This is a genomic window from Novosphingobium sp. MBES04, assembly GCF_000813185.1.
In the GTDB taxonomy this organism is placed as follows: Bacteria; Pseudomonadota; Alphaproteobacteria; order Sphingomonadales; family Sphingomonadaceae; genus Novosphingobium; species Novosphingobium decolorationis.
In genome coordinates, this window is record NZ_DF850488.1 from 1,425,860 (window position 1) to 1,450,249 (window position 24,390).

19 protein-coding genes and 2 pseudogenes are annotated in these 24,390 nt (G+C 68.0%); 9 read left to right on the forward strand and 12 right to left on the reverse strand.

What is annotated here, in order from left to right; translation table 11 throughout:
• Window positions 1-30 precede the first annotated feature (30 nt).
• The 3 genes from MBENS4_RS06215 to MBENS4_RS06225 form a co-directional block, all read right to left on the reverse strand.
• Entirely contained in the window at window positions 31-3,522 is a 3,492-nt protein-coding gene (locus MBENS4_RS06215; protein WP_039389481.1) for an indolepyruvate ferredoxin oxidoreductase family protein, read from the reverse strand.
• Between the two features lie 7 nt (window positions 3,523-3,529).
• Complete coding sequence (locus MBENS4_RS06220) at window positions 3,530-4,561, reverse strand: helix-turn-helix transcriptional regulator (protein ID WP_052322044.1); 1,032 nt, start codon at window positions 4,559-4,561, stop codon at window positions 3,530-3,532.
• A gap of 162 nt (window positions 4,562-4,723) precedes the next feature.
• Window positions 4,724-5,710, reverse strand: coding sequence for an enoyl-CoA hydratase/isomerase family protein (locus MBENS4_RS06225; protein WP_039389484.1), 987 nt, complete (start codon window positions 5,708-5,710; stop codon window positions 4,724-4,726).
• A gap of 135 nt (window positions 5,711-5,845) precedes the next feature.
• Here MBENS4_RS06225 and MBENS4_RS06230 point away from each other — a divergent pair, with 135 nt between their 5' ends.
• Window positions 5,846-6,904, forward strand: coding sequence for a helix-turn-helix transcriptional regulator (locus tag MBENS4_RS06230; protein WP_039389485.1), 1,059 nt, complete (start codon window positions 5,846-5,848; stop codon window positions 6,902-6,904).
• 26 nt (window positions 6,905-6,930) lie between these two features.
• On the opposite strand, the gene MBENS4_RS26490 is transcribed toward MBENS4_RS06230, so the two are convergent.
• The 4 genes and pseudogenes from MBENS4_RS26490 to MBENS4_RS06245 form a co-directional block, all read right to left on the reverse strand.
• Window positions 6,931-7,608 (reverse strand): hypothetical protein, encoded by a 678-nt coding sequence (locus tag MBENS4_RS26490; RefSeq protein WP_242404924.1) that lies wholly within the window; start codon window positions 7,606-7,608, stop codon window positions 6,931-6,933.
• Window positions 7,588-9,005 (reverse strand): annotated as a pseudogene (locus MBENS4_RS06235) (hydantoinase/oxoprolinase family protein); the annotation flags it as partial. The pseudogene MBENS4_RS06235 and the gene MBENS4_RS26490, both read right to left, overlap by 21 nt.
• Before the next feature lie 47 nt (window positions 9,006-9,052).
• The gene (locus MBENS4_RS06240) at window positions 9,053-10,903 is read right to left on the reverse strand and encodes a hydantoinase B/oxoprolinase family protein (protein WP_039389487.1); all 1,851 of its coding nucleotides are present in this window, start codon (window positions 10,901-10,903) and stop codon (window positions 9,053-9,055) included.
• A 126-nt stretch (window positions 10,904-11,029) separates the two neighbouring features.
• Complete coding sequence (locus MBENS4_RS06245; protein ID WP_242404925.1) at window positions 11,030-11,899, reverse strand: SMP-30/gluconolactonase/LRE family protein; 870 nt, start codon at window positions 11,897-11,899, stop codon at window positions 11,030-11,032.
• Between the two features lie 284 nt (window positions 11,900-12,183).
• On the opposite strand from MBENS4_RS06245, the gene MBENS4_RS06250 reads away from it, so the two are divergent.
• Entirely contained in the window at window positions 12,184-12,651 is a 468-nt protein-coding gene (locus tag MBENS4_RS06250; RefSeq protein ID WP_052322045.1) for a MarR family winged helix-turn-helix transcriptional regulator, read from the forward strand.
• Between the two features lie 10 nt (window positions 12,652-12,661).
• On the opposite strand, the gene MBENS4_RS06255 is transcribed toward MBENS4_RS06250, so the two are convergent.
• The 5 genes from MBENS4_RS06255 to MBENS4_RS06270 are packed head-to-tail and all read right to left on the reverse strand — an operon-like array spanning window position 12,662 to window position 16,780.
• Window positions 12,662-13,432 carry an enoyl-CoA hydratase/isomerase family protein gene (locus MBENS4_RS06255; protein ID WP_039389491.1) on the reverse strand — a complete coding sequence of 257 codons (771 nt, stop codon included), beginning with the start codon at window positions 13,430-13,432 and terminating at the stop codon, window positions 12,662-12,664.
• Between the two features lie 2 nt (window positions 13,433-13,434).
• Entirely contained in the window at window positions 13,435-14,370 is a 936-nt protein-coding gene (locus MBENS4_RS06260) for an acetyl-CoA hydrolase/transferase family protein (protein ID WP_242404802.1), read from the reverse strand.
• 32 nt (window positions 14,371-14,402) lie between these two features.
• On the reverse strand, window positions 14,403-14,705 hold the full coding sequence (locus MBENS4_RS26495; protein ID WP_242404803.1) for a hypothetical protein: 303 nt from the start codon (window positions 14,703-14,705) through the stop codon (window positions 14,403-14,405).
• A complete protein-coding gene (locus MBENS4_RS06265; RefSeq protein WP_039389493.1) occupies window positions 14,702-15,583 on the reverse strand; it encodes an HpcH/HpaI aldolase/citrate lyase family protein in 882 nt (293 codons plus the stop codon). Before MBENS4_RS06265 ends, MBENS4_RS26495 begins: the two co-directional genes overlap by 4 nt.
• A 30-nt stretch (window positions 15,584-15,613) precedes the next feature.
• Window positions 15,614-16,780 (reverse strand): acyl-CoA dehydrogenase family protein, encoded by a 1,167-nt coding sequence (locus tag MBENS4_RS06270; protein WP_039389495.1) that lies wholly within the window; start codon window positions 16,778-16,780, stop codon window positions 15,614-15,616.
• 182 nt (window positions 16,781-16,962) lie between these two features.
• Between MBENS4_RS06270 and MBENS4_RS06275 the strand changes: the two genes are divergently transcribed.
• The 7 genes and pseudogenes from MBENS4_RS06275 (at window position 16,963) to MBENS4_RS06305 (ending at window position 24,371) form a co-directional block, all read left to right on the forward strand.
• Entirely contained in the window at window positions 16,963-18,129 is a 1,167-nt protein-coding gene (locus tag MBENS4_RS06275; protein ID WP_340140796.1) for a CaiB/BaiF CoA transferase family protein, read from the forward strand.
• Window positions 18,126-18,923 carry an enoyl-CoA hydratase/isomerase family protein gene (locus tag MBENS4_RS06280; protein WP_039389496.1) on the forward strand — a complete coding sequence of 266 codons (798 nt, stop codon included), beginning with the start codon at window positions 18,126-18,128 and terminating at the stop codon, window positions 18,921-18,923. The genes MBENS4_RS06275 and MBENS4_RS06280 overlap by 4 nt, the downstream gene beginning before the upstream one ends.
• 285 nt (window positions 18,924-19,208) lie before the next feature.
• Window positions 19,209-20,340: pseudogene (locus MBENS4_RS06285) on the forward strand (acyl-CoA dehydrogenase family protein).
• Window positions 20,341-20,372: 32 nt separating this feature from the next.
• Window positions 20,373-21,134: an SDR family NAD(P)-dependent oxidoreductase gene (locus MBENS4_RS06290; RefSeq protein WP_039389497.1), complete on the forward strand. Its 762-nt coding sequence runs from the start codon at window positions 20,373-20,375 to the stop codon at window positions 21,132-21,134.
• Complete coding sequence (locus tag MBENS4_RS06295; protein ID WP_039389498.1) at window positions 21,131-22,291, forward strand: acetyl-CoA C-acetyltransferase; 1,161 nt, start codon at window positions 21,131-21,133, stop codon at window positions 22,289-22,291. The genes MBENS4_RS06290 and MBENS4_RS06295 overlap by 4 nt, the downstream gene beginning before the upstream one ends.
• Window positions 22,291-23,280, forward strand: a complete 990-nt coding sequence (locus MBENS4_RS06300; RefSeq protein WP_039389499.1) for an NAD(P)H-dependent flavin oxidoreductase — start codon at window positions 22,291-22,293, stop codon at window positions 23,278-23,280. Before MBENS4_RS06295 ends, MBENS4_RS06300 begins: the two co-directional genes overlap by 1 nt.
• Window positions 23,277-24,371 carry a CaiB/BaiF CoA transferase family protein gene (locus MBENS4_RS06305; RefSeq protein ID WP_052322046.1) on the forward strand — a complete coding sequence of 365 codons (1,095 nt, stop codon included), beginning with the start codon at window positions 23,277-23,279 and terminating at the stop codon, window positions 24,369-24,371. Before MBENS4_RS06300 ends, MBENS4_RS06305 begins: the two co-directional genes overlap by 4 nt.
• The last annotated feature ends 19 nt before the right edge of the window (window positions 24,372-24,390 follow it).

The window sequence follows — 24,390 nt, forward strand, 5'->3', positions numbered from 1 at the left end:
TCCGGTTTTCGTCTCCGGGTCCTGCCGAACCTAGGCGATGACTTCGCCAATGGCCTCGCCCGGAGCGCAAGCATCGCTCGCCCGATCCCTGAACTCAGGCAGCTCACGGGCGACGAGCGCGCGCCACGCGGCCATGCTCTCCTCCTTCACCGGGCCGTAGCCACGCACCTGGCTCACGCTCTGGGCGATCTCGATGGCACGCGCGGCATTCTGCGCGTTCAGCCCCTTCGCCAATTCGAGCAGGAGTGCCGCGTACTCCTGCACCAGAGCGCGTTCGGCTCGCCGCTCGGCGCTGTAGCCGAAGGGATCGAAAGGCCCACCGCGCAGGCGTTTGCCTCGCGCCAGCAGACGCAGGGGCGGGAATATCCAGGCCCCGAAGCGGATCTTGCGCGGACGTCCGGTCTTGCGGTCACGGCCCAGCGGCAGGAAGGGCGGCGCCAGGTTGAGCGCAATGCGCACGTCCCCGTCGAACGCGGTGGTCACAGAGCGCGCAAATTCGGGCCGGGTGTAGAGCCGCGCCACCTCGTACTCGTCCTTGTAAGCCATGAGCCGGGCAAGCTGGCGTGCGGCCGTGCGCAGGAACCTGTCCCCTGCGTCCCCGGCCTCCGGCGAAATCGCGGCGCGCAGGTTCGCCATCTGCTCCCGATAGGCGCGCGCGTAGGCCGCATCCTGATAGGCCTCGAGATGCGCTGCGTTCTTGTCGAGCACGCCTTCCAGCGTCTCCGGCTCGACACCACCCGTGTCCGCCAGCCCGGCCAGACGCTCCAGACGGCCCGGATCGTGCGCGGCCAACCGGCCCAGCGCCAGCGCCTTGTGATTGGCCGCAACCGCCGTACCATTCAGGGCCAGCGCCTCCTCGATCGCAGCCAAGGAGACAGGCAGGAGGCCCTTCTGCGCCGCATAGCCGACCATGAGGAAATTGGTGAAGATCGCGTCGCCCAGAAGCGCGCTCGCCAGTTCGCCCGCGTGCACCGCAAAAGCGCGCGCGGGATCGCCCCGCGGCTCCAGCGCGGAGAGGAAACGCGCCGCCGACAGGTCGAGGCCGGAGTTGGTCTGGAATTCGGCCGTGGGCGCGACGTCCTCGTTGGCGACCAGCGTGGTCCCGGGCCCTTGCGCGCGCCGCACGTCCGGCGCACTCGCCACGACGAGATCACAGGCGAGGATGACGTCGGCCTGCTCTGTGCCGACCCGCGCGCAGGGGATCTGCGCAGGCTCGGGCGCGATGCGCAGGTGGCTGACGACCGCCCCGCCCTTTTGCGCCATGCCCGTCATGTCGAGCAGGCTCGCCGCCTTGCCCTCGATCTGCGCGGCCATCGCCAGCACCGCGCCGACAGTAAGCACCCCCGTCCCGCCAATTCCAGTGACGAGCATGTTGAAGCCCTGCGCGCACGACACGCCCGCTGGTTCGGGCAGGGTGGCTAGGTCGCCCTCAAGCGCGGCGAGGTCCGCCATGCGCCGCGCCGGGCGTCCGCCCTCCACGGTCACGAAGGAGGGGCAGAAGCCCTTGATGCAGCTGAAATCCTTGTTGCAGGTCGACTGGTTGATGCGGCGCTTGCGGCCACATTGGGTGTCGACCGGTTCGATGCTGAGGCAGTTGGACTGAACCGAGCAATCGCCGCAGCCCTCGCACACGGCCGCGTTGATGAAGAGGCGTCTATCGGGATCGGCGAGCTGGCCGCGCTTGCGGCGGCGGCGCTTCTCGTTGGCGCAGGTCTGCTCGTAGAGGATCGCCGAGGTACCCTTCACCTCGCGCAGGTCACGCTGCACGCGTTCCAGCTCGTCGCGGTGCAGGACACGCACCTTGCCGGGCAGACCCTCGCGCGCGAAAGCCTCGGGCGCTTCGCTCACGACCACGACGGGATCGACCCCCTCGGTCACCAGTTCGCGCACGATCTGCTGGGGCGTGAGCCCGCCTTCCATCGGCTGCCCCCCGGTCATCGCGACGGCATCGTTGTAGAGGATCTTGTAGGTGACCGCGCTCTTCGCCGCGACCGAGGCGCGGATCGCCAGAAGCCCGGAATGGGTATAAGTGCCATCGCCCAGGTTCTGGAAATAGTGCGGCGTGTCGACGAAATGCTGCGCAGCAATCCAGGGCGTGCCCTCGCTTCCCATACCCACCGTCTGCATCGTGCGGCGACCGGGCATGTAGTGGGCAAGGCCGTGGCATCCGGTCGCCCCCATCGCCGAACTGCCCTCGGGAACTTGGGTGCTGCGGTTGTGGGGACAGCCCGAGCAGAAGTAGGCCGGGCGCGCCGCGACCATCGACAGGCCCTGCGCGCGCCCGTCGGCCGCCTCCCGGGCCTCCGCCTGCGCGTCCAGTTGCGGATCGCTGCGCCCCAGAGCGCGCAGTCGCGATACGATGGCCTCGCGCACCTCGGCCGGGTCCAGAACGCCTTCGGCGCGCAGCAGCGGCCTGCCCTGCGGATCGGTCTTGCCCGAAAGCGCCGGAGCTGGCGACACACCGTAGAGGATCCGGGCGATCTGGTCCTCGATCCAGCCGCGCTTTTCCTCGATCACCAGGACTTCGCGCGCAGGTGTGCAGACCTGCTTCACGATCTCGGGGTCAACCGGCCAGGTCAGCGCCAGTTTCAGGACGGTGATGCCCAGTTCCCGGCACCGCTCCGCATCGAGGCCAAGATCGAGCAGCGCCTGCGCGGTGTCGAGCCAGGCCTTGCCCGCCGTCACGATGACGAGCCCTCCGCGCGTGTCGGCGCGTCCATGCGTCACCCGGTCGAGCCGGTTCGCGCGCACGAAGGCCTGCGCTGCGGGCAGGCGGTGACGCACCGTCAGCGCCTCCTGTTCCAGCGCGGACATGCCTTCGCGCAAATTGCGGGCCGGGCCGGGCGCGTTGGGGGTGTGAATGGGGAAGGTCCAGCCCGGCAGGTCGACACTTGCCGTCAGGTCCAGCGTATCGGTCACCGCCTTCATGCCGCAGTACAGGCCGGAGTAACGCGACAGCGCCCAACCGTACTGCCCATAGGACAAGATCTCGGCGTTGGTGGCGGGATAGAGCGTGGGCACGAAGGCCGCCGCCAGATTCTGGTCGGACTGGTGCGCGCTGGCCGAGCTTTTTGCCGCATGGTCATCGCCCGCCAGCAGGAGCACGCCGCCCCGGTGCGCCGCGCCTTCCAGGTTGCCCAGCTTGAGCGCCTCATGCGCGCGGTCGACGCCGATGCCCTTGGCGTACCACAGCGCGAAGACCCCCTCGACACGTGGCGTACCGAACCAGCCCAATTGCTGCGTGCCGCGCAGTGAAGTCGCGGCCAGTTCCTCGTTGAGGCCCGGCTCGAAGCGGATGTCGTGTTCGGCCAGCAGTTCGCCCGCGCCCCAGAGCTGCGCGTCGAGCGTCGTCACCGGCGAGCCGCGATAGCCGGTCACATAACCCGCACTCGCCACCCCCTCGGCCCGGTCACGCCGCGCCTGGTCGAGGAGGAGGCGCACATAGGCCTGCAAGGCGCCGATCTGGATGCGCCCGCTCTCCTCGACATACTTGTCGGTGAGCGTGGTGACCGTCTTGGTCAAGCCTGCCTCACTGCAGCATTGCCCCGACAGCAAGGCGAGGCGGCTTGTGGGAAGCCCCTGCACGCGCCGAGCGCCCCGCACCTTCGCGCTCCCGGTAGTCGCGCGGGTTAAGGCCGAAGACCTGCTTGAACTTGCGGCTGAAATGGGCGGTGCTCTTGAAGCCGACCCCGTAGGCAACCTCGCTGATCGCAACCGCGCGCGGATCGCTGCGGCCCAGCCATTCCTTCGCCATCTCCAGCCGCTTCGACCAAACCAGTTCGGAAAATGTCTGCCCGGTGCCCTGGAGCAGGAGCGAGAGATAGCGCGGGCTGAGCGCGCAGCCCTCGCCGACCATGGCCATGCACAAGTTCGGGTCGGAAAGGTGGATCTCGATGAAGCGCAGGACATCGTCCAGCCGCTGCTCGCTGAGCGTGCGGCGCGGCGGACGCGCCCTGGCCTCTTCGTCGAGGGCAAGTCCGATCAGGCGGCAGGCGGTTTCGGTCAGGAGCTGCATGGCGTCTTCGCCAAGGGCATCGCCCTCCTCAAAGACCTGCGCGAGGATTGAACCCGCACTTGCGACCGCGCGGCATTCGGCATCCAGGGCCGCGCAATCCTCCACTTCGCCGCGCAGGAAGCCACGCAGGACATGGGTCGGCACGGTCATGTGCAGGACGTCGAGCCCTTCGCCTGCCTGCGGTTCGAGTTCGATGAAGAACGGCGACATCGACCGGGTGAGCAGGAACCCACCCGGCGCGACGGTCAGGCGCCCCTGCCGGTTGGAGTACTTGAGACCTCCCTTGCGTACGAACCACAGGACACTGAGATCGCTGGCGTTCGTGCGGATATGGCGCTGGGTGCGGCGAAAGAACTGGCGCGTTGCCGCGCGCGTTTCGATGATCGTGCAACTGCCGCTCGTGCGCTTGCGGGCGCACACCTCGACCGGCATGGTCTCATCTATCCAGAAGTCGCCTTCGTAGTATTCGCTGCGACCTGGGCCGCGAAACATGTTCTGGCAGTCGCGGTAGTTGTCCGCATCGAGCGCAAAGAGCGTCTCGGGCATACCCGTTCTCCCATCGGGACCGGGTCTTGGCGCCCTGGTCCACTGCCCTGCACCCTAGGCCACGCCTGCAAGGCAGCGCCTGACCGCAGGCGCAAGGGCTTCGACAATCTGCGCAAGATCGCGTACCAAACCAGCGGAGCGAAGCGCCCGGAACTGCGCCGATCATTCCTTGGCCGCGCGCCCCTTGCGGCTGAGCCGCCATTCAGGAGGATAGTTGAGGTCGTTGTTCTTGACCGTCCTGGCTATGCCGCCTGCAAAGGCATCACCGCCCAGGTCCACGCTCGTCTCGCGGTCGGGCTTCATGGCGGGCAACATCCCCTCCAGCCAGCCGGTAAGCAGGCTTCCCAGGTACTCGCCCCGGTACTGCTTGTAGGCCTCGAAAAAGGTCTTTTGCGCAACCACCACGTCAAGCGGGCGCGAGCGCGAACAGGCATCGGCGTACTTGGCGACCTCGGCCTCGAGGTCTTCGCGCGGTACGACCGAGTTGACGAAGTTGCAGTCCGCCATCTCATCGGCCGTGAAGGGGCGCCCCGTAAAGACCATCTCGACGAACTTGCGGTAGCCCATCGTCTCCAGCCAGCTCCACATGCGCGGCCCCCAGCCCGCATAGCGGAACGAGGGGTGCCCGAAGAGCGCGTCGTCCGAGGCAATCACCATGTCGGCATCGCCGCACTGGTAGAAATGCCAGCCGTAGCAATAGCCCTTGGCCTCGACGATGCTGATCTTCTTGAATTCCTGGAGCGGGCGCTGCCCTGCGGCCGCGCGCGTGTAATAGTCGGTCAGCGAGTGGAGGTGGCGGTAGGACCCCGGCGGCGGCCAGGCGACGTCCTCGTCCGGGTCAATCTCCAGGTCGGGCAGGAAGCTCTCCCCGTCCTTGGGGTTGAGGTACATGTCACCGTGCTCATCCAGGTCGCCCCCGGTGCCCAGGTCCTCCCCCTCGCCGCGAATGACGAGCACCTTCACCTCATCGTCGACATTGGCGCGGTGGACATAGTCGGCATAGAGCATGCGCATGCCGATCGTGGTCGCGTTGCCGCGCGCCGGACGCACCAGCGTCAGCGTCGCGATGCGGCGCTCGGTGTCTTTTTCGTAGCGCACGTAGGCGCGCGCGGCCTCGCGGTGTTCCTGGGGTGTCTTCATTTCGGCCATTGGGCTCTCTCCCGTTCACGTGGCGCCACGCTGCCAGCGCCGTATCCGGCTGCCCAGCAGCACACCAACTCATCGCCCGTGCAGTGTCATCGGTGTTGGACCTTGCGCACCAGGCGGCGTAGAATTGCACGCTCGATGAGCGAGGATGCGATCTTCTACGGCCTCGAAGGCCCGCTCGATGCGGTGCCCGGCAAGGGCCAGATGCGCGCGGCGAACCTGCGCGGCTTCTCCGATTTCGCGCGCGGGCGCGGGCGCGATGCGCGCGCCATTCTGGAACGCACCGGGATCGACATGCGCGCGCTGGGCGATCCCGACAGCCACGTCGGCGCGCAAGCGCTGGTCGACACCTTCGAATACTGCAGCACCCTGTTCGAGGATCCGCTGTTCGGGCTGCACTTCGCGCAAGGCCAGGACGCCGAAGTGTTCGGCTGCATCACCGCACTTGCCCGCGCCGCAGCAGACCTGCGCACCGCCATCGACGCGCTTGTCAGCTACCTCCCCATCATCCACTCGCCCGAGGCCGCCCCCGAACTGGTCGAGGGCGAGCGCAGCGCGGAACTGCGCTGGGGCGTCGTCCATGACCTTGGCGTCAACGACCAGGCCAACCTGCAGGCCGTGGTGCTGCAGATGAAGCTGCTGCGCCAACTGGGCGGAGCGGACTTCTCGCCGCGCTATGTCCAGCTTGCCATCGATCCGCGCCCTTGTGACGTGGCGGAAATCGAGCGCGTGGTCGGCTGCCGCCTGCACGTGCGCGCGCCGGTCAACGCCATCGGCTTTCAGCGCGCCCATCTCGACCTGCCGCTCGCCAGCAGCAACCGGCTTCTCTACCGCCTGCTCGGGGGGTATCTCGACCGCGTGCGCTCTGCGAACCGGATCACTTTCACCCAGCGGGTGCGCGACTACATCCGCGGCGACCTGCCCAAGGGGCACTGCACGATAGAGCGCGCCGCCGAGCGCTTCGCGGTCTCGGTCCGCACGCTCCAGGGCCGCCTTGCCGAGGAACAGACCTCGTTCAGCGCAATGGTCGAGGACGTGCGCCGCACGCTTGCGCAAAGCTACCTGCGCCGCCCCGACGCCAGCCTCGACGAGATTGCCGAGTGGCTGGGTTATGGCGAGCAGACCAGCTTCGGCCGGGCCTTCAAGCGCTGGACCGGAACCACGCCGCAAAAATACCGGCAGGACCTCAAGGTCTGAATGCAACATCGCGCCCCACCGGCCGATCAGCACCGCACCAGCATGTAGTCGCCCGCCGCATCGACCTCGGCCCGCCAGCCGGTGGGAACGACAATGGTGGTGAACGTCTCGGCGATGACCGCGGGCCCTGCCACGTAGTCGCCCGGCTTGAGCGCAGCCCCTGCCACGATCGGCGTCTCGTCATAGCCCTCGCCCAGCTGGACCGGCCGTGTGCTCGCGATCATCGCCGCGCGCGGGGACGGTGCAGCCCCCTCCCGGACGGGCGGACTTGGCGTGGCCGCCCGGCTGACGAGGCGCACGCCGGTCACCTCGGGCAGTTCATGCTCGCGGATATGGCCGTATTCCTCGGTGTGGCGGGCGTTGAACAGCGCCAGCGCACTCTGCCCCAGGTTCCCGTCGAGCCACGCAAGATCGCTGAGCGTCCCGTGCGCAACATCGAAGGTAAGCGCGAAGTTCTGGCCCGGATACCGCATGTTGAGCTGCCAGGAGGCGGTAACCTCATCCTCGGCGAACCCGGCGGCCTGAAGGCTTTCGCGCGCACGGGCCGCCAGCTCCTCCCAGAGCGCGCGCAGGCGTTCCAGCGGCAGGTCCTCGACCGGCGCGATGAGCGAGCGCTCCTCATCGACCGTGGGATCGGCAACCAGCGTGCCGAGCGCGGAGAAGGTCGGGCTTGCGCGCGGGATCAGGACGCGGGCAATGCCCAGTTCTCCCGCCTGGATCGCGGCGAAGGCCGGCCCGTTGCCGCCATAGGCCAGCATGGTAAGCCCGGCCGGATCGACGCCCTTGCTCGCCGTCGTGCGGCGGATACCGTTGACCATGTTCGCGTTGACGAGGCGGAAGGCGTCGTAGGCGGTCTCCTGCGCACTCTTGCCCAGTTCACGGCCCAGCGCGGCGAAAGCTCCTCGACACCGGCCCGCCGCAGCGCGAAATCGCCGCCTGCAAAGCCCTCCTCGTCCGAGAGGATGCCGAGCAGAAGGAGCGCGTCGGTGACGGTCGGGCGCGTGCCGCCCCTGCCATAGCAGATCGGCCCCGGCACCGAGCCCGCGCTCTCGGGCCCTACGCGCAGGACACCGCCTGTGACGGCAACGATCGAGCCGCCGCCCGCCCCCAGCGTCTCCACCTTCACCATCGGCACGCCGACGAGATAACGGTGGTGCATGTTCCAGCCCGCCTCGGCGGGCGCGGCGCCGTCCTGCACGAGGCTCATGTCGTAGGAGGTCCCGCCCATGTCCACGCACAGAAGGTCGCGGTAGCCTTTGGCCGCACCGACATGGGCCGAGCCGATGACCCCGCCCGCCGGGCCTGAGGCGAGCACACGCACCGGCGCGCCCTCGATATAGTCGACGCTCATCACCCCCCCGGACGCCTGCATCACCATCAGGCGGTTGGCGTAGCCCGCCTCTTCCAGACGCGTGACCAGCCGTTCCAGATAGTCCGCAACGCGCGGGGCGACGAAAGCATTGACCACGGTCGTGCTGGTCCGATCGTATTCGGGCGCACGGGGCAGGACGCGGTGGCTCATCGAGATGCGCGCGCCGGGCATTTCCTCGGCCACGATCTCGGCCGTGCGGCGCTCATGCTCGGGATTGAGGAAGCTGAACAGCATGGCGATGGCGACCGAATCGACGCCCTGCTTGCGCAACCGCGCGCATTCCTCGCGCACGCCGTCTTCGTCGAGCGCGAGGTGCACCGAACCGTCCGCCATGATCCGCTCGCGCACCGCACGGCGGCGGCGGCGCGGCACGATCTGCGGCGGCGGGCGCAGCGTCGGGTCCCAGATATCCTCCTTGAAGCCGCGCCGGTATTCCATTTCGTCGCGAAAACCCTCGGTGCACAGGAGCCCCGTGGTCGCCCCGTCCATCTCGATCAGCGCGTTGTCAGCGACGGTCGTGCCGTGGACGATCATGTCGCAGGCGCCGAGAAAGGCGCCAAGGTCCAGCCCCTCCATCTGCGCCAGACGCTCGAGCCCCTGCATCACGCCCAGCGAGCGGTCCTCGGGCGTCGTCAGGTTCTTGTAGAGGCGCACGTCCTCGTGCGCGCTGCCCAGGAGCGCGAAGTCCGTGAAAGTCCCGCCGATATCGATGCCGACCCTGTAGGCCATCCCGTCCCCCGTCTTTCGTGCTGTGTCTGTTCTCTGCCCGCCGCCAGCTATTCGGCCACGACAAGTCCCGTGTCGGCCTCGGCCATCTCGGCGCGCAGGCGTCGCGTGGCCTCGGCATCAACGGCAAGGTCATAGTCTTCGAGGGCCCCCGTGAGGACGACCCCATAGCGTGTGCGCGCGGCTTCCTCGCTGACGAGTTCGTCGAGGACATCTTCCTTCACCGCCTCGGGATCGCGCGCGGTGGGGAGGCCGAAGCCGCCGCCGCCGCCGTGCTGGTAGGCCATGACCGCGCCCGCCGGGAGCATCGCCTGCTCGGCCAGCGCGATGCGCCGCTCGTTGGGCGAGCCGACCTCGAAGCAATTGACATAGGGCGATCCCGGATCGCCGCCGCCCATGCCGCTGATCGGGTGGTCGTGGCTCACCATCCAGGCGGTTGCCATCATCGGTTGCAGGACCTGCTTGACGTTGCAGCTGCCCGGCATCCCGCGCCATTGCCCTGCCCCGCCCGTGTCGGTGGTCAGTTCGCGCGCGATGTTGAGCACGGGAAAGCGGCTTTCCGCATCCTCGGCCTGGCCAAGCAGGAGATTGCCCAGACTGGACGGACACGCCCCCCACCCATCGAGCCCGGCAACCGCGGAAACATCCATCGAGCGACAATCGACGCCCTGGTCCATGTACATCTGCCCCGAGGCATCGAAGCCGATCACGGCATTGGGCATGCCGATCTTGTAGACCTGTGGCTGCGCGCGGGCGGGCACGATACCCGAAAGCGCCACGCAGACCGCCTCGGTAATCTCGCAGGCGGGGTGGAAACTGCCGAGCGCCGCGGGCTTGTTGGGCGGCGGGTTGGCGATGCAGCCTTCGGGAATGACGATCTCGACCGCCTGGAAGAGCCCCTCGTTCTTGACGATGGCCGGGTCGATCATGGCCGCGAGCTGGACCATCACGTAGCCGCGCGAATTGGCAAAGGTGTTCCACACGCCGGTCAGGTTCGTGCGGTCGTCGGTGCCGGTGAGATCGACCGTCAGGTCCTCTCCGGAAACGGTGACCTCCACATGAACCTTCACGTCCTTCGTCCCGGCGGTGTCGTGGTCGATAAAGACGGTGGCGGGATAGGTACCATCGGGCCAGGCGGCAATTTCGCGGCGGAACTGGCGCTCGGTCTCGTCGATGGCGTGGTTGATCGCCGCGCGCACATGGTCCGCGCCATGGCGCGCGATCAGGGCCTCGATCCGCCGTGCGCCCTTCTCGACCGCGCTGATCATGGCGGCCAGGTCTCCTGCAAAGGTTGCAAAGCGGTTGTTGCGCACGATCATGTCGATGACATCGACGCGCTTCGCCCCGCGATGGACGAGCTTGACGCAGGGGATCGCCAGGCCCTCGGTGAAGATGTCGGTGGCCTCCAGCGTGAAGCCGCCCGGGTCCTTGCCTCCGGTATCCCCCTGATGCGCCTGGAGCGCGATGCAGGTGACGAGTTCGCCCGCATCGTCGTAGACCGGGGCATAGACGTTGTAGTCGGGAAGATGCCCGCCCCCGGCATCGGGATCGTTGCCCAGGAACACGTCGCCCGCGCCCCAGTCGTACTTCGCCTGCTGCAAGAGCCCGTAGCGCACCGTCAGCTGCGAGACGAAGGTGAGGTGCGGCGTGCCGATCGAGCCCATGGCAAGGCGCCCGTGGGCATCGACAATGGCCGCGTTGCGCTCGTTCGACTGGTTGATGATCGGCGAGGAAGCCGCCCGACCCAGGTGCGTCGCCACCTCGAAGCAGATCGTCTCGAAGGCGCCCCGGATGATATCGGCGCTGACCGGGTCGATGGTGACGCTCGTGGGCAGGGCCGCGGGTTTCTTCGCCAACTCGCGGCGCAGCGCGAAGGCAGGGGCTATGGCAGACGCGGTCATGGCTGGGAGCTCCTCTCCGGCGCCGGTTCGCGCCCTGTCTTTCCCACGCACGCTAGGGCGCACAGGCGCTGCGCTTCTCGACAGGAGGCGCAAGGCGCTGTGCCGATGGCGCAGGAGCGCCCCGGTTCAGTGGTGGTCGTCCTCGCTGATCAGGCCGATGTCGGCGTGCCCTGTGCGCACCGCGCAAGTAGGCGGTCCCGGTACGGCAAGATCATGCGCGTAGAGCGCGGCGCCCTGCGCGGTACGGGCGCAGATGTAGAGGATGTCCGCCCCGCGCCCGCCAAAGCCGAGCCCCGTGATCTCCTCTCCGGGGACGTCCACCTGCGCGCGCAGCGTTCCATCCACGGCGTAGTGACTCAGGTCTGCGCGGCCTGCAAAGCTCAGCCACACGCCGCCTTCGCTGTCGCGTGCAAGCGCGGCGGGACGCCTATTGTCCCCCGCCAGATCGAGGAACGGCGCCTCTTCCCAGAGGCTCCCGGCCCGGCTGACCCGGTAGCGCCGCACGCGGCGAGCCCCACCATCGGCGAGCAGCAACTCGCGCGCCTCGGGATCGAGCGCCATTCCTCCCGCATCCGGCATGTCGAAGACCATGCGCACCAACCGTTCGTCGTGGTAACGCACGAGCCCGGCCTGCCCGGCCGCCTCCCCCGCAGCCTCCCCCGCTGCCTCCATGGTGAACCACACCCGCCCGCGCGCATCGACATGGACGTGGCCCGTCTGCTGCGCGCCGGGTTCGAGAAGAAACTCGCGCGACGCCCTTCCCTCACGGTCCAGCAGCAGCAGTTCGCGCGCGGTCCCGACAAGGAGACTTCCTTCCTGTGTCGGCACCGCGAAACCGGGATGCCCCGGTACCGCGATGTCCCCGCTCTCACCGGTTTCCGGCGCGAAATAGCGAAGTGTCCCGTGCGCCCTGTCGGCGAGCACGAGCATGTCCGCCCCGTCCAGCCAGACCGGCGCCTGAAGATGGGCCCCGGGCACCTCCCAGCAGCAACGCATGGTGTTCACGAGGTCCTCCCCTGATTGTGGCAACGGCCCATCCCTCTCCCTGCCTCCGCTCGGGGTCAAGCGCAGGTCCCGGGCATCGCCTTCGCGGTGAAACTGGGCCTGAAGAGAAGTCGTAAGCAGGAAATAATGGATTCAAGGGGCCATCGCCCCTTGGACCCCGGAATCGACGATCTCACCTTATCTCGGCCACGGCGGCGCACGAGCGGGTGACACGACGTTGCGGATCGCGCGCGTTTGCGGGACAAGCGCCGGCACCGATGCGCAAGGAGAGGGAATTGGACGGTACACCGCTCAGGGATTTCGAGGACCCGCGCCGCACGGCGTCGGTACGGATCACCGTGCTCGCCCGCCTGCTGCGCGCCCGCTTCGACGAGATGGTGGCGGACCTGGGCGTCACCCGTTCGCAATGGGGCGCGCTCGTCGTGGTCGCGCAGGAGGAAGGCATTGCCCAGAGAAGAATCGCGCAGAAACTGGAGATTTCCGATGCCTCAGCCGGGCGGATCGTCGACCGGCTGGTGGCCGAAAACCTCGTCGAGCGCCGCCGTCAGGAACAGGACGGCCGGGTCCAGGCGATCCACATGACCGAGGCGGGCCGGGGCATCACCCGCGAGCTGGACCGGATCGCCGCGCACGCCGAGGAGGCCGCCTGGCAAGGCTTCAACGCGGACGAAATGGCCACGATGAACGCACTGCTCGGCCGCCTCCACGCCAATCTCGGGTCGCCTGTGGAGACGGACGGCTAACGCCGCTCCCTCAGTCGAACGACGTCCAGACGGGCGCGCGTTTTTCGGCAAAGGCGCGCGGACCTTCCTGCGCGTCCTCGCAGCGGTAGGTGCATTCCGAGGCATGGCGCGCGGCTTCCAGCGCGGCGCTGCGGCCCATCTGCGTGGCCAGCATCACCGTCTCGCGCCCCGCCCGGACCGATTGCGGCGCGCCCTGCAGCACCTCGCGCGCCAGTTCGAGCGCGACCTCCAGCGTCTCACCGGGCTCCGCCAGACGGTTGACGAGGCCGATCTCATAGGCCCGCTCAGCGTCAATCGGTTTTCCGGTCAGGATGATCTCCATCATGATGCGCTGGGGAATCATGTGGATGAGCGGCGCGGCCCAGGGCGAGCTGCGCCCGACCTTGACCTCGGTAATGGCAAAGCGCGCGGCCCGGCTCGCCACGCACAGATCACAACCCTGCGCGATCATCCAGCCGCCCGCGAAGGCGACGCCATTGACCGCCGCGATGGTCGGCTTGCTCAGCTGCACCGTGTCGTAGGGCACCGGGAACATGTCGCGCGGGGGCACCTGGAGCCCGGTCTCGACCATCTCCTTGAGGTCTCCGCCCGCGCAAAAGGCCTTCTCGCCCGCGCCGGTGAGGATCGCGATGCGGTAGTCCGGGGTCGTCTCGAAGGCGTCCCAGGCCGCGTAGAGCCCGGCCCGCACCTCGGCCGAAAGCGCGTTGCGCTGCTCGGGACGATTGATGGTGATGAGGGCAATCCCCGGCTCGGGGCTGGTCAGGGTGACCGCATCGGACATCGTCAGAAACCTCTCTGGCTTATGGCGTGGGCCTCGCGTTCGAGGGCCTCGCGAAAATCGGGGTGGGCGATGGCGCACAGGCGCCGCGCCCGTTCGGCGAGCGGCTGGCCCTTCAGCTCCGCGGCGCCGAACTCGGTGACGATCACGTCCACCTCGCTGCGCGCGGTCGTAACCGGGCCGGAAAGGTTCGCCGTGATCCGGCTGATCGTGCCGCCGCGCGCCGTGGCCGGCAAGACCATCAGCGCATGGCCGCCCGCCGAACGGGCACCCGCGCGCACGAAATCGACCTGGCCGCCCGTTCCGCCAAGATAGCTTTGCCCGCTCTGCTCGGCGTTGACCTGTCCGGTGAGGTCCACTTCCAATGCGGAATTGATCGAGACGAGCCCCTCGATCTGCGCGAGCACGGCATCGGCATGGGTATAGGTGCCCGGACACATGCGCAGGGCCGGGTTGCGGTGCGCCCAGCGGTAGAGCCGCTCGGTCCCGATCAGCGCGCCATTGACCGAGACGCCCCGGTCGATCGCCTTGCACGCGTTGGTGACGACACCCGCTTCGATCAGGTCGACAAGGCCATCGCCCAGCATGCCCGAATGGACGCCCAGGTCGCGGCGGTCGGTCAGCTGGCGCAGGATCGCATCGGGGATCGCGCCCACGCCGGTCTGGATCACGGCGCCGTCGCGGATGTACCGCGCGGCATGCCCGGCAATGGCACGGTCGGTCTCGGTGATCGCGGCGGGGGCGACCTCGACCGGCGTGCGCGCAACCGGCACGGCGACGTCGATCTCGGCGGCGGGGATCGCCTCGCCCGCCGTGTAGGGCACCTGCGCGTTGACTTCGGCCAGGACCACGCGTGCCCTGTCGGCCGCCGCACGCACATGGTCGGCGATGAGCCCGCAGCTGTGAAGGCCATGTTCATCCGGCGTGCTCAGCTGCAGCATGGCGACATCGCAGCCGATCACCCCCGAGGCGATCAGCGCGCCGACCTGCCGACGTGGACCGGGATGACCGAGAGGCGGTTCGCCTTGCTCATCGCGCGCAACGCCCCGATGGCGCCCATGCTGGAAAGCGCGATGGCCTGGCTGCGTTCCGGCCGGAACAGCCCGGAAAAGCTCGTCGCGATGAAGACCTTGAGATCGCCGATGGCGCTGGCCTGCTCCAGCAGCGCCTCGACCAGCGTGGTCGGCTCGCCGCAAGCCTGGCCGATGACGATGCTGTCGCCGCGCCGCAGGTAGCGTGCAAGGTCAAGATCGTCGGGCGAAACGGTAACGCTCATGCGCGGCCTGCCAGACGCAGGACGGTTTCCGCTCGGGCGAGATAGGGCCGGTCAAGCATGCCGCCCTTGTAGCCGATGGCCCCGACGCCGGGATTGGCGGCAAAGATCGCCACGATCTCCTGTGCCTCGGCAATTTCCTGCTCGCTCGGTGTGAAGGCGGCGTTGATGATTTCGACCTGTGCAGGATGGATCGCGAGCATCCCGCGATAGCCCTCGGCGCGCACCTTCTCGGCGCGCGCGCGCAGGCCGTCGAGGTCGCGAAAATCGCCGTGGATGGTCTCGATGGGGAGAACCCCCGCGCTCGCCGCGCCGATCAGGCACAGGCTGCGCGCCAGCTTGTAGGTGAAGGCATAGTCGCCATCGGCCTCGCGGTTGGTGCTGGCGCCGAGCGCATCGGCGAGGTCCTCTGCCCCCCAGGTCATGCCCACGAGGCGCGGCGCGCCGCGATAGTCGCCAGTCGTGAACATCGCCTCGGCCGCCTCGGTGACGAGCGCGATGACCTTCGTAGTGCCCTGTTCGATCCCATTCGCGGCCTCGAGCGCGGTCAGGTAGTGGTCGAGCAGCTCGACATCGCCGCGCCCGCGCGCCTTGGGCAGCATGATCCCGCCGGGGCGCCCCGGCATGACGGCGGCCAGGTCCTCGACCGCGAAGGGCCCGTCGACCGGGTTGATGCGCACCCAGAGGCGGGCGTGGTCATCCCCGCGCCCCTCCAGGAACTCGCGCACCAGGGTGCGGGCCCTGGGCTTCTGCTCCACCGTGACGGCATCTTCCAGATCGAACAGCGCAATGTCGGCGGCGCTGTCCGCACACTTCTCCATCTTGCGCGCCGCATCGCCCGGCGCGAACAGCCAGGAGCGCATGGGCAGGGTCTCAGGCATGGTCTCTCTCCGCCTCTTTTGCGATACAGCTTAGTAGGAACGCGGTTGTTCCAGAACCTTTTCAGCAAGAAAGTTGAGGATCATGTGCGGGCTGACCGGCGCGGTGCGCGGGATCAGCACTTCGCGCAGGTAGCGCTCGACATGGTATTCCTGCGCATAGCCCATGCCGCCCAGCGTCAGCATCGCGGTGTGGCAGGCCTCGAAGGCGAATTCCCCGGCGAGGTACTTGGCCGTGTTGGCCTCCACCCCGCACTCCGCGCCGGCGTCGAACAGGCTCGCCGCCTTCATCGTCATCAGGTTCGCCGCCTCGAGCTGGGCCCAGCACTTGGCCAGCGGATGCTGAATCGCCTGGTTCTGGCCGATCGGGCGGTCGAACACGACACGCTCGCGCGCATAGTCGCTGGCGCGGCGGATCGCGGCGCGGCCCAGTCCGATGGCCTCGGCCGCGAGCAGCGCGCGTTCGGGATTGAGCCCGTGCAGGATGATGCGAAAGCCCTCGCCCTCGGCACCGATGAGGTCCTCGTCAGGAATGAACAGGTCCTCGATGAAGAGCATGTTCGAATCGACCGCATGGCGCCCCATCTTGTGAATCAGGCGCACGTCGATCCTGGAGCGGTCGAGGTCGGTGTAGAACAGCGAGAGGCCGCCGGTCTTGCTGGTCACCTCCTCCAGCGGAGTGGTACGCGCGAGCAGCAGGATCTTGTTCGCGACCTGCGCGGTGGAAATCCAGATCTTCTCGCCCGAGACGCGGTAGCCGCCGTCGACCTTCTGCGCACGGGTAGTAATGCGCGTGGTGTTGAGCCCGGCGTTGGGCTCGGTCACGCCGAAGCAGGCCTTGTCCTCGCCCGAGATGATGCGCGGGATGTGGCGCGCGCACTGCTCCTTCGTGCCGAACAAGATCATCGGCTGAAGCCCGAAGATGTTGATATGGATCGAGGAGGCGCCAGTCATGCCTGCCCCCGATTCCGCGATGGCCTGCATCATGATCGCGGCCTCGGCAATGCCCAGCCCCGCCCCGCCGTATTCCTCGGGCATGGCGATGCCCAGCCACCCCTCGTCGGCCATGGTGCGATAGAACTCCTCGGGAAAGGTGCCCGCGCGGTCGCGCTCCAGCCAGTAGTCGTCATCGTAGGCGGCGCAGCGTTTCAGGATCGTGTCCCGGATTTCCTGCTGGTCCGCCGAGAACGTGAAATCCATTGCCCGTGCCTCGTCCCGTTCCATCGCGCGCCTTCGCGCCGAAATGCGCAATCGGGCTAGCAAACAAGCCGGACAGCGCAAATTGGCGCCCGCGCATATTCGCTCGGGCGATCCAAATCGGCGCGAGAGGACAGCGCCCCGCGAGGCGGTTAGCTTCCCTTGCAGAACGGGAGGAAGCACAGGTGTCCGAACACGGCAGGCAAGGCCCCCTGGCCGGCATCAAGGTCATCGACCTTACCGCCATGGTCATGGGGCCCTACGCGACGCAGATCATGGCCGACATGGGCGCGCAGGTGATCAAGATCGAGCCCCCTGAGGGCGATGGCACGCGCTTCATCTCGGTCGGCCCGGAACCGGGCATGGGCGGCGTCTTCGCGCATGTGAACCGGGGCAAGCGCAGCCACGTGATGGACCTGTCGCAGGAAGCCGTCCGCGCCCAGCTGCTCGACATGATCGCTGAAGCCGACGTCTTCATCCACTCGATGCGGCGGCGGGCGATTGCCCGCCTCGGGCTCGACTACGCGGCGGTGTCCAGGGTCAATCCGGGCATCGTCTATACCAACTGCTACGGCTACGGGCGCAAGGGCCGCTACCGCGACCAGGCCGCCTACGACGACACCATCCAGGCCGAGTGCGGTCTGACTTCGGTGCAGGAACTGCTGAATGGCGAACCAGGCTTCGTCGGCTCGATCATGGCCGACAAGATCGCCGGGATGACCGCGCTCTACGCCACCGTCATGGCGCTCTTCCACCGCGAACGCACCGGCGAGGGGCAGGAGGTCGAGGTCCCCATGTTCGAGACGATGAGCGCCTTCATGCTGGTCGAGCACGCCAACGGCGCGCTGTTCGATCCCCCGCTCGGCCCGGCGTATTATCCCCGCGCCGTCGCGCGCAACCGCCGCCCCTACCGCACGCGCGACGGCCACGTCGCCGCGCTCATCTACAACGACAAGCACTGGCGCCTGTTCACGCAGGCCGTGAAGCCCGAATGGGTGACAGACGGCATGGCGACGCTGGCCCAGCGCGCCACGCAGATCGACACGATCTACGGGCTTCTGGCCGAGACCTTCCTCACCCGCACCACGCAGGAGTGGCTCGACCTGCTGCTGGAGCTGGGCATTCCCGCCGCGCCGCTGCGCACGACCGATGACCTCCTCCACGACCCCCACCTTGTCGAGAGCGGCTTCTTCCAGACCGTCCCCTCGCGCTGGGGAGACATTCGCTATCCGGGCATCCCGGTCGACTTCTCGCGCACGCCCGGACGCATCGCCGGGCCGCCTCCCGCGCTGGGCGAAGCGGACGAGGAGCCGTGCGACGCGATGACCCGTGAGGCGCAGGTCCGGTCATGACCCCGCTACCCTCCTTCACAACGCTGATCCTGGAGCGGCGCGAACGCCTGCTCGTGCTCACGCTCAACCGGCCCGAGGCGCTCAATGCGGTGAACCTCGTGCTCCACGATGAACTGCCCGAGGCGCTTGCCTTCATCGCGTCCGATCCGGGCAGCGACGTCGTGCTGCTGACAGGGGCTGGCCGCGCCTTTTCGGCGGGCGGCGACATCGACCACATGGAGCGCAACGCGCGCGAACCCCACCTTTTCGACCATGAAGCCCGGCAGGCCAAACGGATCGTCGAGGCCCTGCTCACCCTCGAAAAGCCGCTGGTGGTGCGCATGAACGGCCACGCCGTGGGCCTTGGCGCGACGATTGCGCTCATGGGCGACATCATCGTCGCGGCAGACGGCGCGAAGATCGGCGACCCCCATGTCGGCATCGGCCTTGTCGCGGGCGATGGCGGCGCGCTGATCTGGGCCGCGCGCATCGGCCTCACCCGCGCCAAGGAATTCCTGCTGACAGGCGAGCTGCTCCCCGCCGCCGAAGCGCAGCGCATCGGCCTCATCAACCGCTGCGTGCCTGCAGACGAACTCGATGCCGTGGTCGATGACTACTGCCGCAAGCTCACCGGCGGCGCGCCACAGGCGCTGCGCTGGACCAAGGTGCTGACCAACCTCGAACTGCGCCGCGCAGGCACCGCCCTGCTCGATGCCGGGATCGCCTACGAAGCGCTCAGCGTGCGCACCGCCGACCACCGCGAGGGGCTCGCCGCGCTGAGGGAACGGCGGGCGCCCCGGTTCAAAGGGGAGTGAAGGTCACGCAGAAAAAGTGATGATTCCGAGGGCCATTGCCCTCGGGCTCCCGAAACCGTCTAGCTCACGATTGGCAAGCAACCTTGCGCGCAATGGGCGAGGTCGACTGTTTTGGGGGTCAAGGGGTAATAACCCCTTGAATCCGTTTTCCCTTCTTCGTGCTTTCAACCTCCGCGAAGCCCCGCCACCGCGATATCGGTTGCCTTGCCCCCCGGCTTCCTTGCCGCACGCCTTCGCGCTGATACGCTCACGTCCGAAAACCACAGATCACGATCGGGATGGGGCATGATCTTCACCGAAACCCAGGAGGCCATCCGCGAGGCCGTGCGCGCCTTCGGAGCAGATACGGCCCAGGAGCGCCGCGTTCGAGGCCGCGGGCGGCTATCCGCCCGCGCTGTTCGAGGAGCTGGCGGGCCTTGGCCTGATGGGCATGACCGCTCCCGAGAGCTTCGGGGGCGCAGAGGCCGATTTCGTGTCCTACGCGCTGGCCCTGATCGAGATTGCCGCGGCCGACGGGGCACTCTCGACCATCGTCTCGATCCAGAACAGCCTCATCGTCTCCAGCCTCATCAAAGACGGCAGCGCCGAACAGCAGGCCCGCTTCCTGCCCGATCTCATCGCGGGCCGCATGATCGGAGCCTTTGCCCTGACCGAGACCGACGCGGGCTCGGACGCCTCGGCGATCCGCACCCGCGCCCGCAAAGTGGAGGGCGGCTACGTTCTTGACGGCGCCAAGCAGTTCATCACCTCAGGCAAGATCGCCGGGCTGACGATCGTCTATGCCGTCACCGATCCCGACGCCGGAAAACGCGGCATCACGGGCTTTCTCGTACCCACCGACAGCGAAGGCTACAGCGTCGACAAGGTCGAGCACAAGCTGGGCCAGGGCGCGTCCGACACCTGCGCGATCCGCTTCGACAACCTCTTCGTGCCCGAGGACCTGCGCCTTGGCGCAGAGGGTGCGGGCTATGGCCTGGCCCTCTCGAACCTGGAGGTCGGCCGCATCGGCATCGCCGCGCAGTGCATCGGCATGGCGCAGGCCGCACTGGAGATCGCGGTCGCTTACGCGCGCGAACGCACCAGCTTCGGCAAGCCCATCCTCGAACACCAGGCCGTAGGTTTCCGTCTTGCCGACCTTGCCGCGAAGCTGGAGGCCGCGCGCCATCTGGTGCTTCATGCGGCCAGCCTCAAGGACGCGGGGCTCCCCTGTCTCAAGGAGGCCTCGATGGCCAAGCTCGTCGCCTCCGAAACCGCCGAGCAGGTGGTCTCGGGCGCGATCCAGACGCTGGGTGGCTACGGCTACCTGGAGGAGTTCGGCGTCGCCAAGATCTACCGCGATGTGCGGGTCTGCCAGATCTACGAAGGCACGTCCGACATCCAGCGCATGGTCATCGCGCGCGCACTTCAGGCCGCGTGACGGCACACAATATCAGGGAAGGGATACAAGGGATGAAGGTGGAAGGGCTGGCGGCCGTCGTGACAGGCGGCGCATCGGGTTTGGGCGGTGCCACGGCGGCGCGCCTTGCCGGGCTGGGCGCGAAAGTGACCCTGTTCGACCTCAACGAGGAGATGGGCACGGCCCATGCCGAACGGATTGGTGGGCGCTTCGCCAAGGTGGACGTGACCGACGAAGCCGGTGTCGCACAGGCCCTCGAAGAGGCCGAGGCCGTCAACGGCAAGGCCCGCATCCTCGTCAACTGCGCCGGGATCGGCCCGCCGCGCAAGGTGCTTGACCGCGATGGGAGCCCGATCCCGCTCGGCGACTTCGCAAAGATCGTCAACATCAACCTCATCGGCAGCTTCAACGTGCTGTCCAAGTTCGCCAGCCGCCTCCACGATGCGGAAGAAATAGAGGGCGAGCGCGGCGTTGCCATCAGCACGGCAAGCGTCGCGGCCTTCGAAGGCCAGATCGGACAGGCCGCCTACTCCGCCTCGAAGGGCGGGGTCGTGGGCATGACGCTGCCCGTCGCGCGCGAACTGGCGCGCTACGGCATTCGCGTAATGACCATCGCGCCGGGTCTCTTCCTCACCCCATTGATGGAGAGCTTTCCCAAGGAAGTGCAGGACTCGCTGGGCGCACAGGTGCCTTTCCCCAGCCGCCTGGGGCATCCTGACGAATACGCGCAGCTGGTCGAATCCATCGTTACCAACCCGATGCTCAACGGCGAGACGATCCGCCTCGACGGCGCGATCCGGATGTCGCCGAAGTGAGCGCGGCCTATATCGTCGAGGCGGTGCGCACCGCCGGGGGCCGCCGCAAGGGCGCTCTCGCCGGCGTCCATCCCGCCGACCTTGGTGCGACCGTGCTCGACGCGCTTGTCACGCGCGCGGGGATCGATCCCGCGACAATCGAGGACGTGCTCATGGGCTGTGTCACGCAAGGGGGCGAACAGGCCTTTGCCTTCGGACGCAACTGCGTGCTGGCCTCGGGCCTTCCCGACAGCGTGCCCTCCGTCACGATAGACCGGCAGTGCGGTTCCTCGCAACAGGCGCTGCAGTTCGCCGCGCAGGCCGTCATGTCCGGCACGCAGGACCTCGTCATCGCCGCCGGGACCGAGAGCATGACCCGCGTGCCGATGTTCTCGAACATGTCGGTCTACGAGAAGATGGGCATCGGCACAGGTCCCTTCGCGCCCTCGATCCAGGAGCGCTACGGCGTCCCCGCCTTCAGCCAGTTCACCGGCGCGCAGATGGTCGCCGACCGCCACGGCCTCACCCGCGAAGCGATGGACCGCTTCGCGCTCGACAGCCACCGCAAGGCCGCCGCGGCCATCGAAAGCGGCGCGTTCGATGCCGAGATCGTCCCTGTCGCCACCGCCAACGGCACCTTCGCGCAGGACGAAGGCGTGCGCTTCGACGCCACGCTGGAAGGCATCGGTGCGCTCGATCCGCTCACCGAGGGCGGCACGATCACGGCGGGCAATGCCAGCCAGATGACCGACGGCGCCTCGGGCGTACTGGTCGCCAGCGAGGAAGCACTCAAGACCCATGGCCTGACCCCGCTTGCACGCATCCACGCCTTTGGCGTCAGTGCGGGCGATCCCGTGGTCATGCTCGAGGAACCGCTGCCAGGCACGCGCAAGCTCCTGGCTAGGACCGGCCTCTCGCTCGCGGACATGGACCTTTACGAAGTCAACGAGGCCTTTGCCTCGATCCCGATGGCCTGGGCAAAAGCGCTGGAGGCGGATCCGGCCAAACTCAACGTCAACGGCGGCGCCATCGCGCTCGGTCATCCGCTGGGGGCGAGCGGCACCAAGCTGATGACAACCCTCATCCACGCCCTGAAGGCACGCGGGGGCCGCTATGGCCTCCAGACCATGTGCGAGGGCGGCGGCATGGCCAACGTGATGATCGTGGAGGCGATGTAATGGCTCTCAAGACACGGATTACGCAGCTTCTGGGGATCGAACACCCCATCGTCCAGGGCGGCATGATGTGGGTGGGCCGCGCCGAACTGGCAAGCGCGGTCTCGAACGCGGGTGGCCTCGGCATCCTGACCGCCCTCACCCAGCCTACGCCCGATGACCTGCGGCGCGAGATCGACCGCTGCCGGTCGATGACCGACAAGCCCTTCGGCGTGAACCTCACCATCCTGCCCTCGGTAAACCCGCCCCCTTACGCCGAATACAGGAAGGCGATCATCGAGAGCGGGGTGCGCATCGTCGAGACGGCGGGCAGCGGCCCGCGCGAGCACGTCGAGGATTTCAAGAGCCACGGCATCACCGTGCTGCACAAGTGCACCGCGGTTCGCCACGCGCTCTCGGCCGAACGTATGGGCGTCGACGTCATTTCGATCGACGGCTTCGAATGCGCCGGGCATCCCGGCGAGGACGACATTCCCGGCCTTGTCCTGATCCCCGCCGCCGCCGACCAGGTGAAGATCCCCATGTTGGCGAGCGGCGGCATCGGCGATGGCCGTGGGCTTGCCGCCGCGCTCGCGCTGGGCGCCGAAGGCGTCAATATGGGCACCCGCTTCTGCGCCACGAAGGAGGCGCCGATCCACGACAACATCAAGCGCTTCCTCGTCGAAAACGACGAGCGCGCGACCAACCTCATCTTCCGCCAGTTCCGCAACACCGGACGCGTGGCGAAGAACAGCATCTCCGACGAGGTGGTGACAATCGCGCAAGTCCCCGGCGCGCAGTTTCAGGACGTCCAGCCGCTCGTCTCTGGGGCGCGGGGGCGCACCGCACTCGAAACCGGCGATACCGAAGCCGGACTGGTCTGGGCCGGACAGGTACAGGGCCTGATCCGCGACGTTCCCAGCTGCGCGCAGCTTCTCGCCCGGATGGTGTCCGAGGCCGAAAGCATCATCGCCTCGCGTCTGGGGGCAATGCTGGCCGAACCGGTCGCGTGAACGCGCCAGCCCCGCAGGGCGCGCAAGGCCCGCTCAAGGGTCTGCGCGTCGTCGAGTTCCTGGGCATCGGCCCCGGACCACAGGCGGCGATGATGCTCGCCGACCTCGGGGCCGAGGTCCTCCGGATCACCCGCAAGGGTGGCAACGGCTGGCCCAACCCGGTCAATGACCGGGGCCGCGCCGAGATCGAGATCGACATTCGCAGCAAGGCCGGACGCCTGCAGTGCCTTGAGGTGCTCGATAGCGCCGATGTCCTGATCGAAGGCTTCCGCCCGGGCGTCATGGAGCGCCTGGGCCTGGGGCCCGACGATATCGCGCCGCGCAACCCCCGCCTCGTCTATGCGCGCATGACGGGCTGGGGGCAGGAGGGCCCGCTCGCCCGCACCGCCGGGCACGACATCAACTACATCGCGCTCTCGGGCGCGCTTGCGGCCATGGGGCGTCCCGGAGAGCCCGCCGCGATCCCGCTCAATCTCGTCGGCGATTTCGGGGGCGGTTCGATGCTGCTGGTCACAGGGATCCTGGCTGCGCTCTTCGAACGCACGACGTCCGGGAAGGGCCAGGTCGTCGATGCCGCGATCCTCGACGGGGTAACGACGATGATGTCCTTCTTCGACGGGCTGACCGCGACAGGCCAGCTCTCGCTCGACCGCACGGACAACCTCCTGGGAGGCGCCGCCCCCTACTACCGCACCTACCTGTGCCGCGACGGGCGCGAGATGAGCGTGGGCGCACTGGAGCCCCCCTTCTTCGCCGAACTGATCGCCCGGCTCGACCTGCCCCAATTCGCCGACGGACAAGCCCCGCAACGCTGGGCCGCGCTCGAAGCCGCCCTCACCGCACGCTTTGCCGAGCATGACCAGGCCCACTGGATAGGTGTCTTCGAGGGAAGCGATGCCTGCGTGGCCCCGGTCCTCACCCTCGCGGAAGCCAAAGCGCACCCGCACCTTTGCGCCCGGGAAACCTATGTCGAATGCAATGGCCTGCCACAGGCCGCGCCCTCGCCGCGCTTCTCCCGCACGCCCGGGGCCGCGCGAAGCGATGCCGGTGAAGATGGCGCGGCGATGATTGCGCGCTGGCGGGAGGCGTGAAGACAGAAAATACCATTCA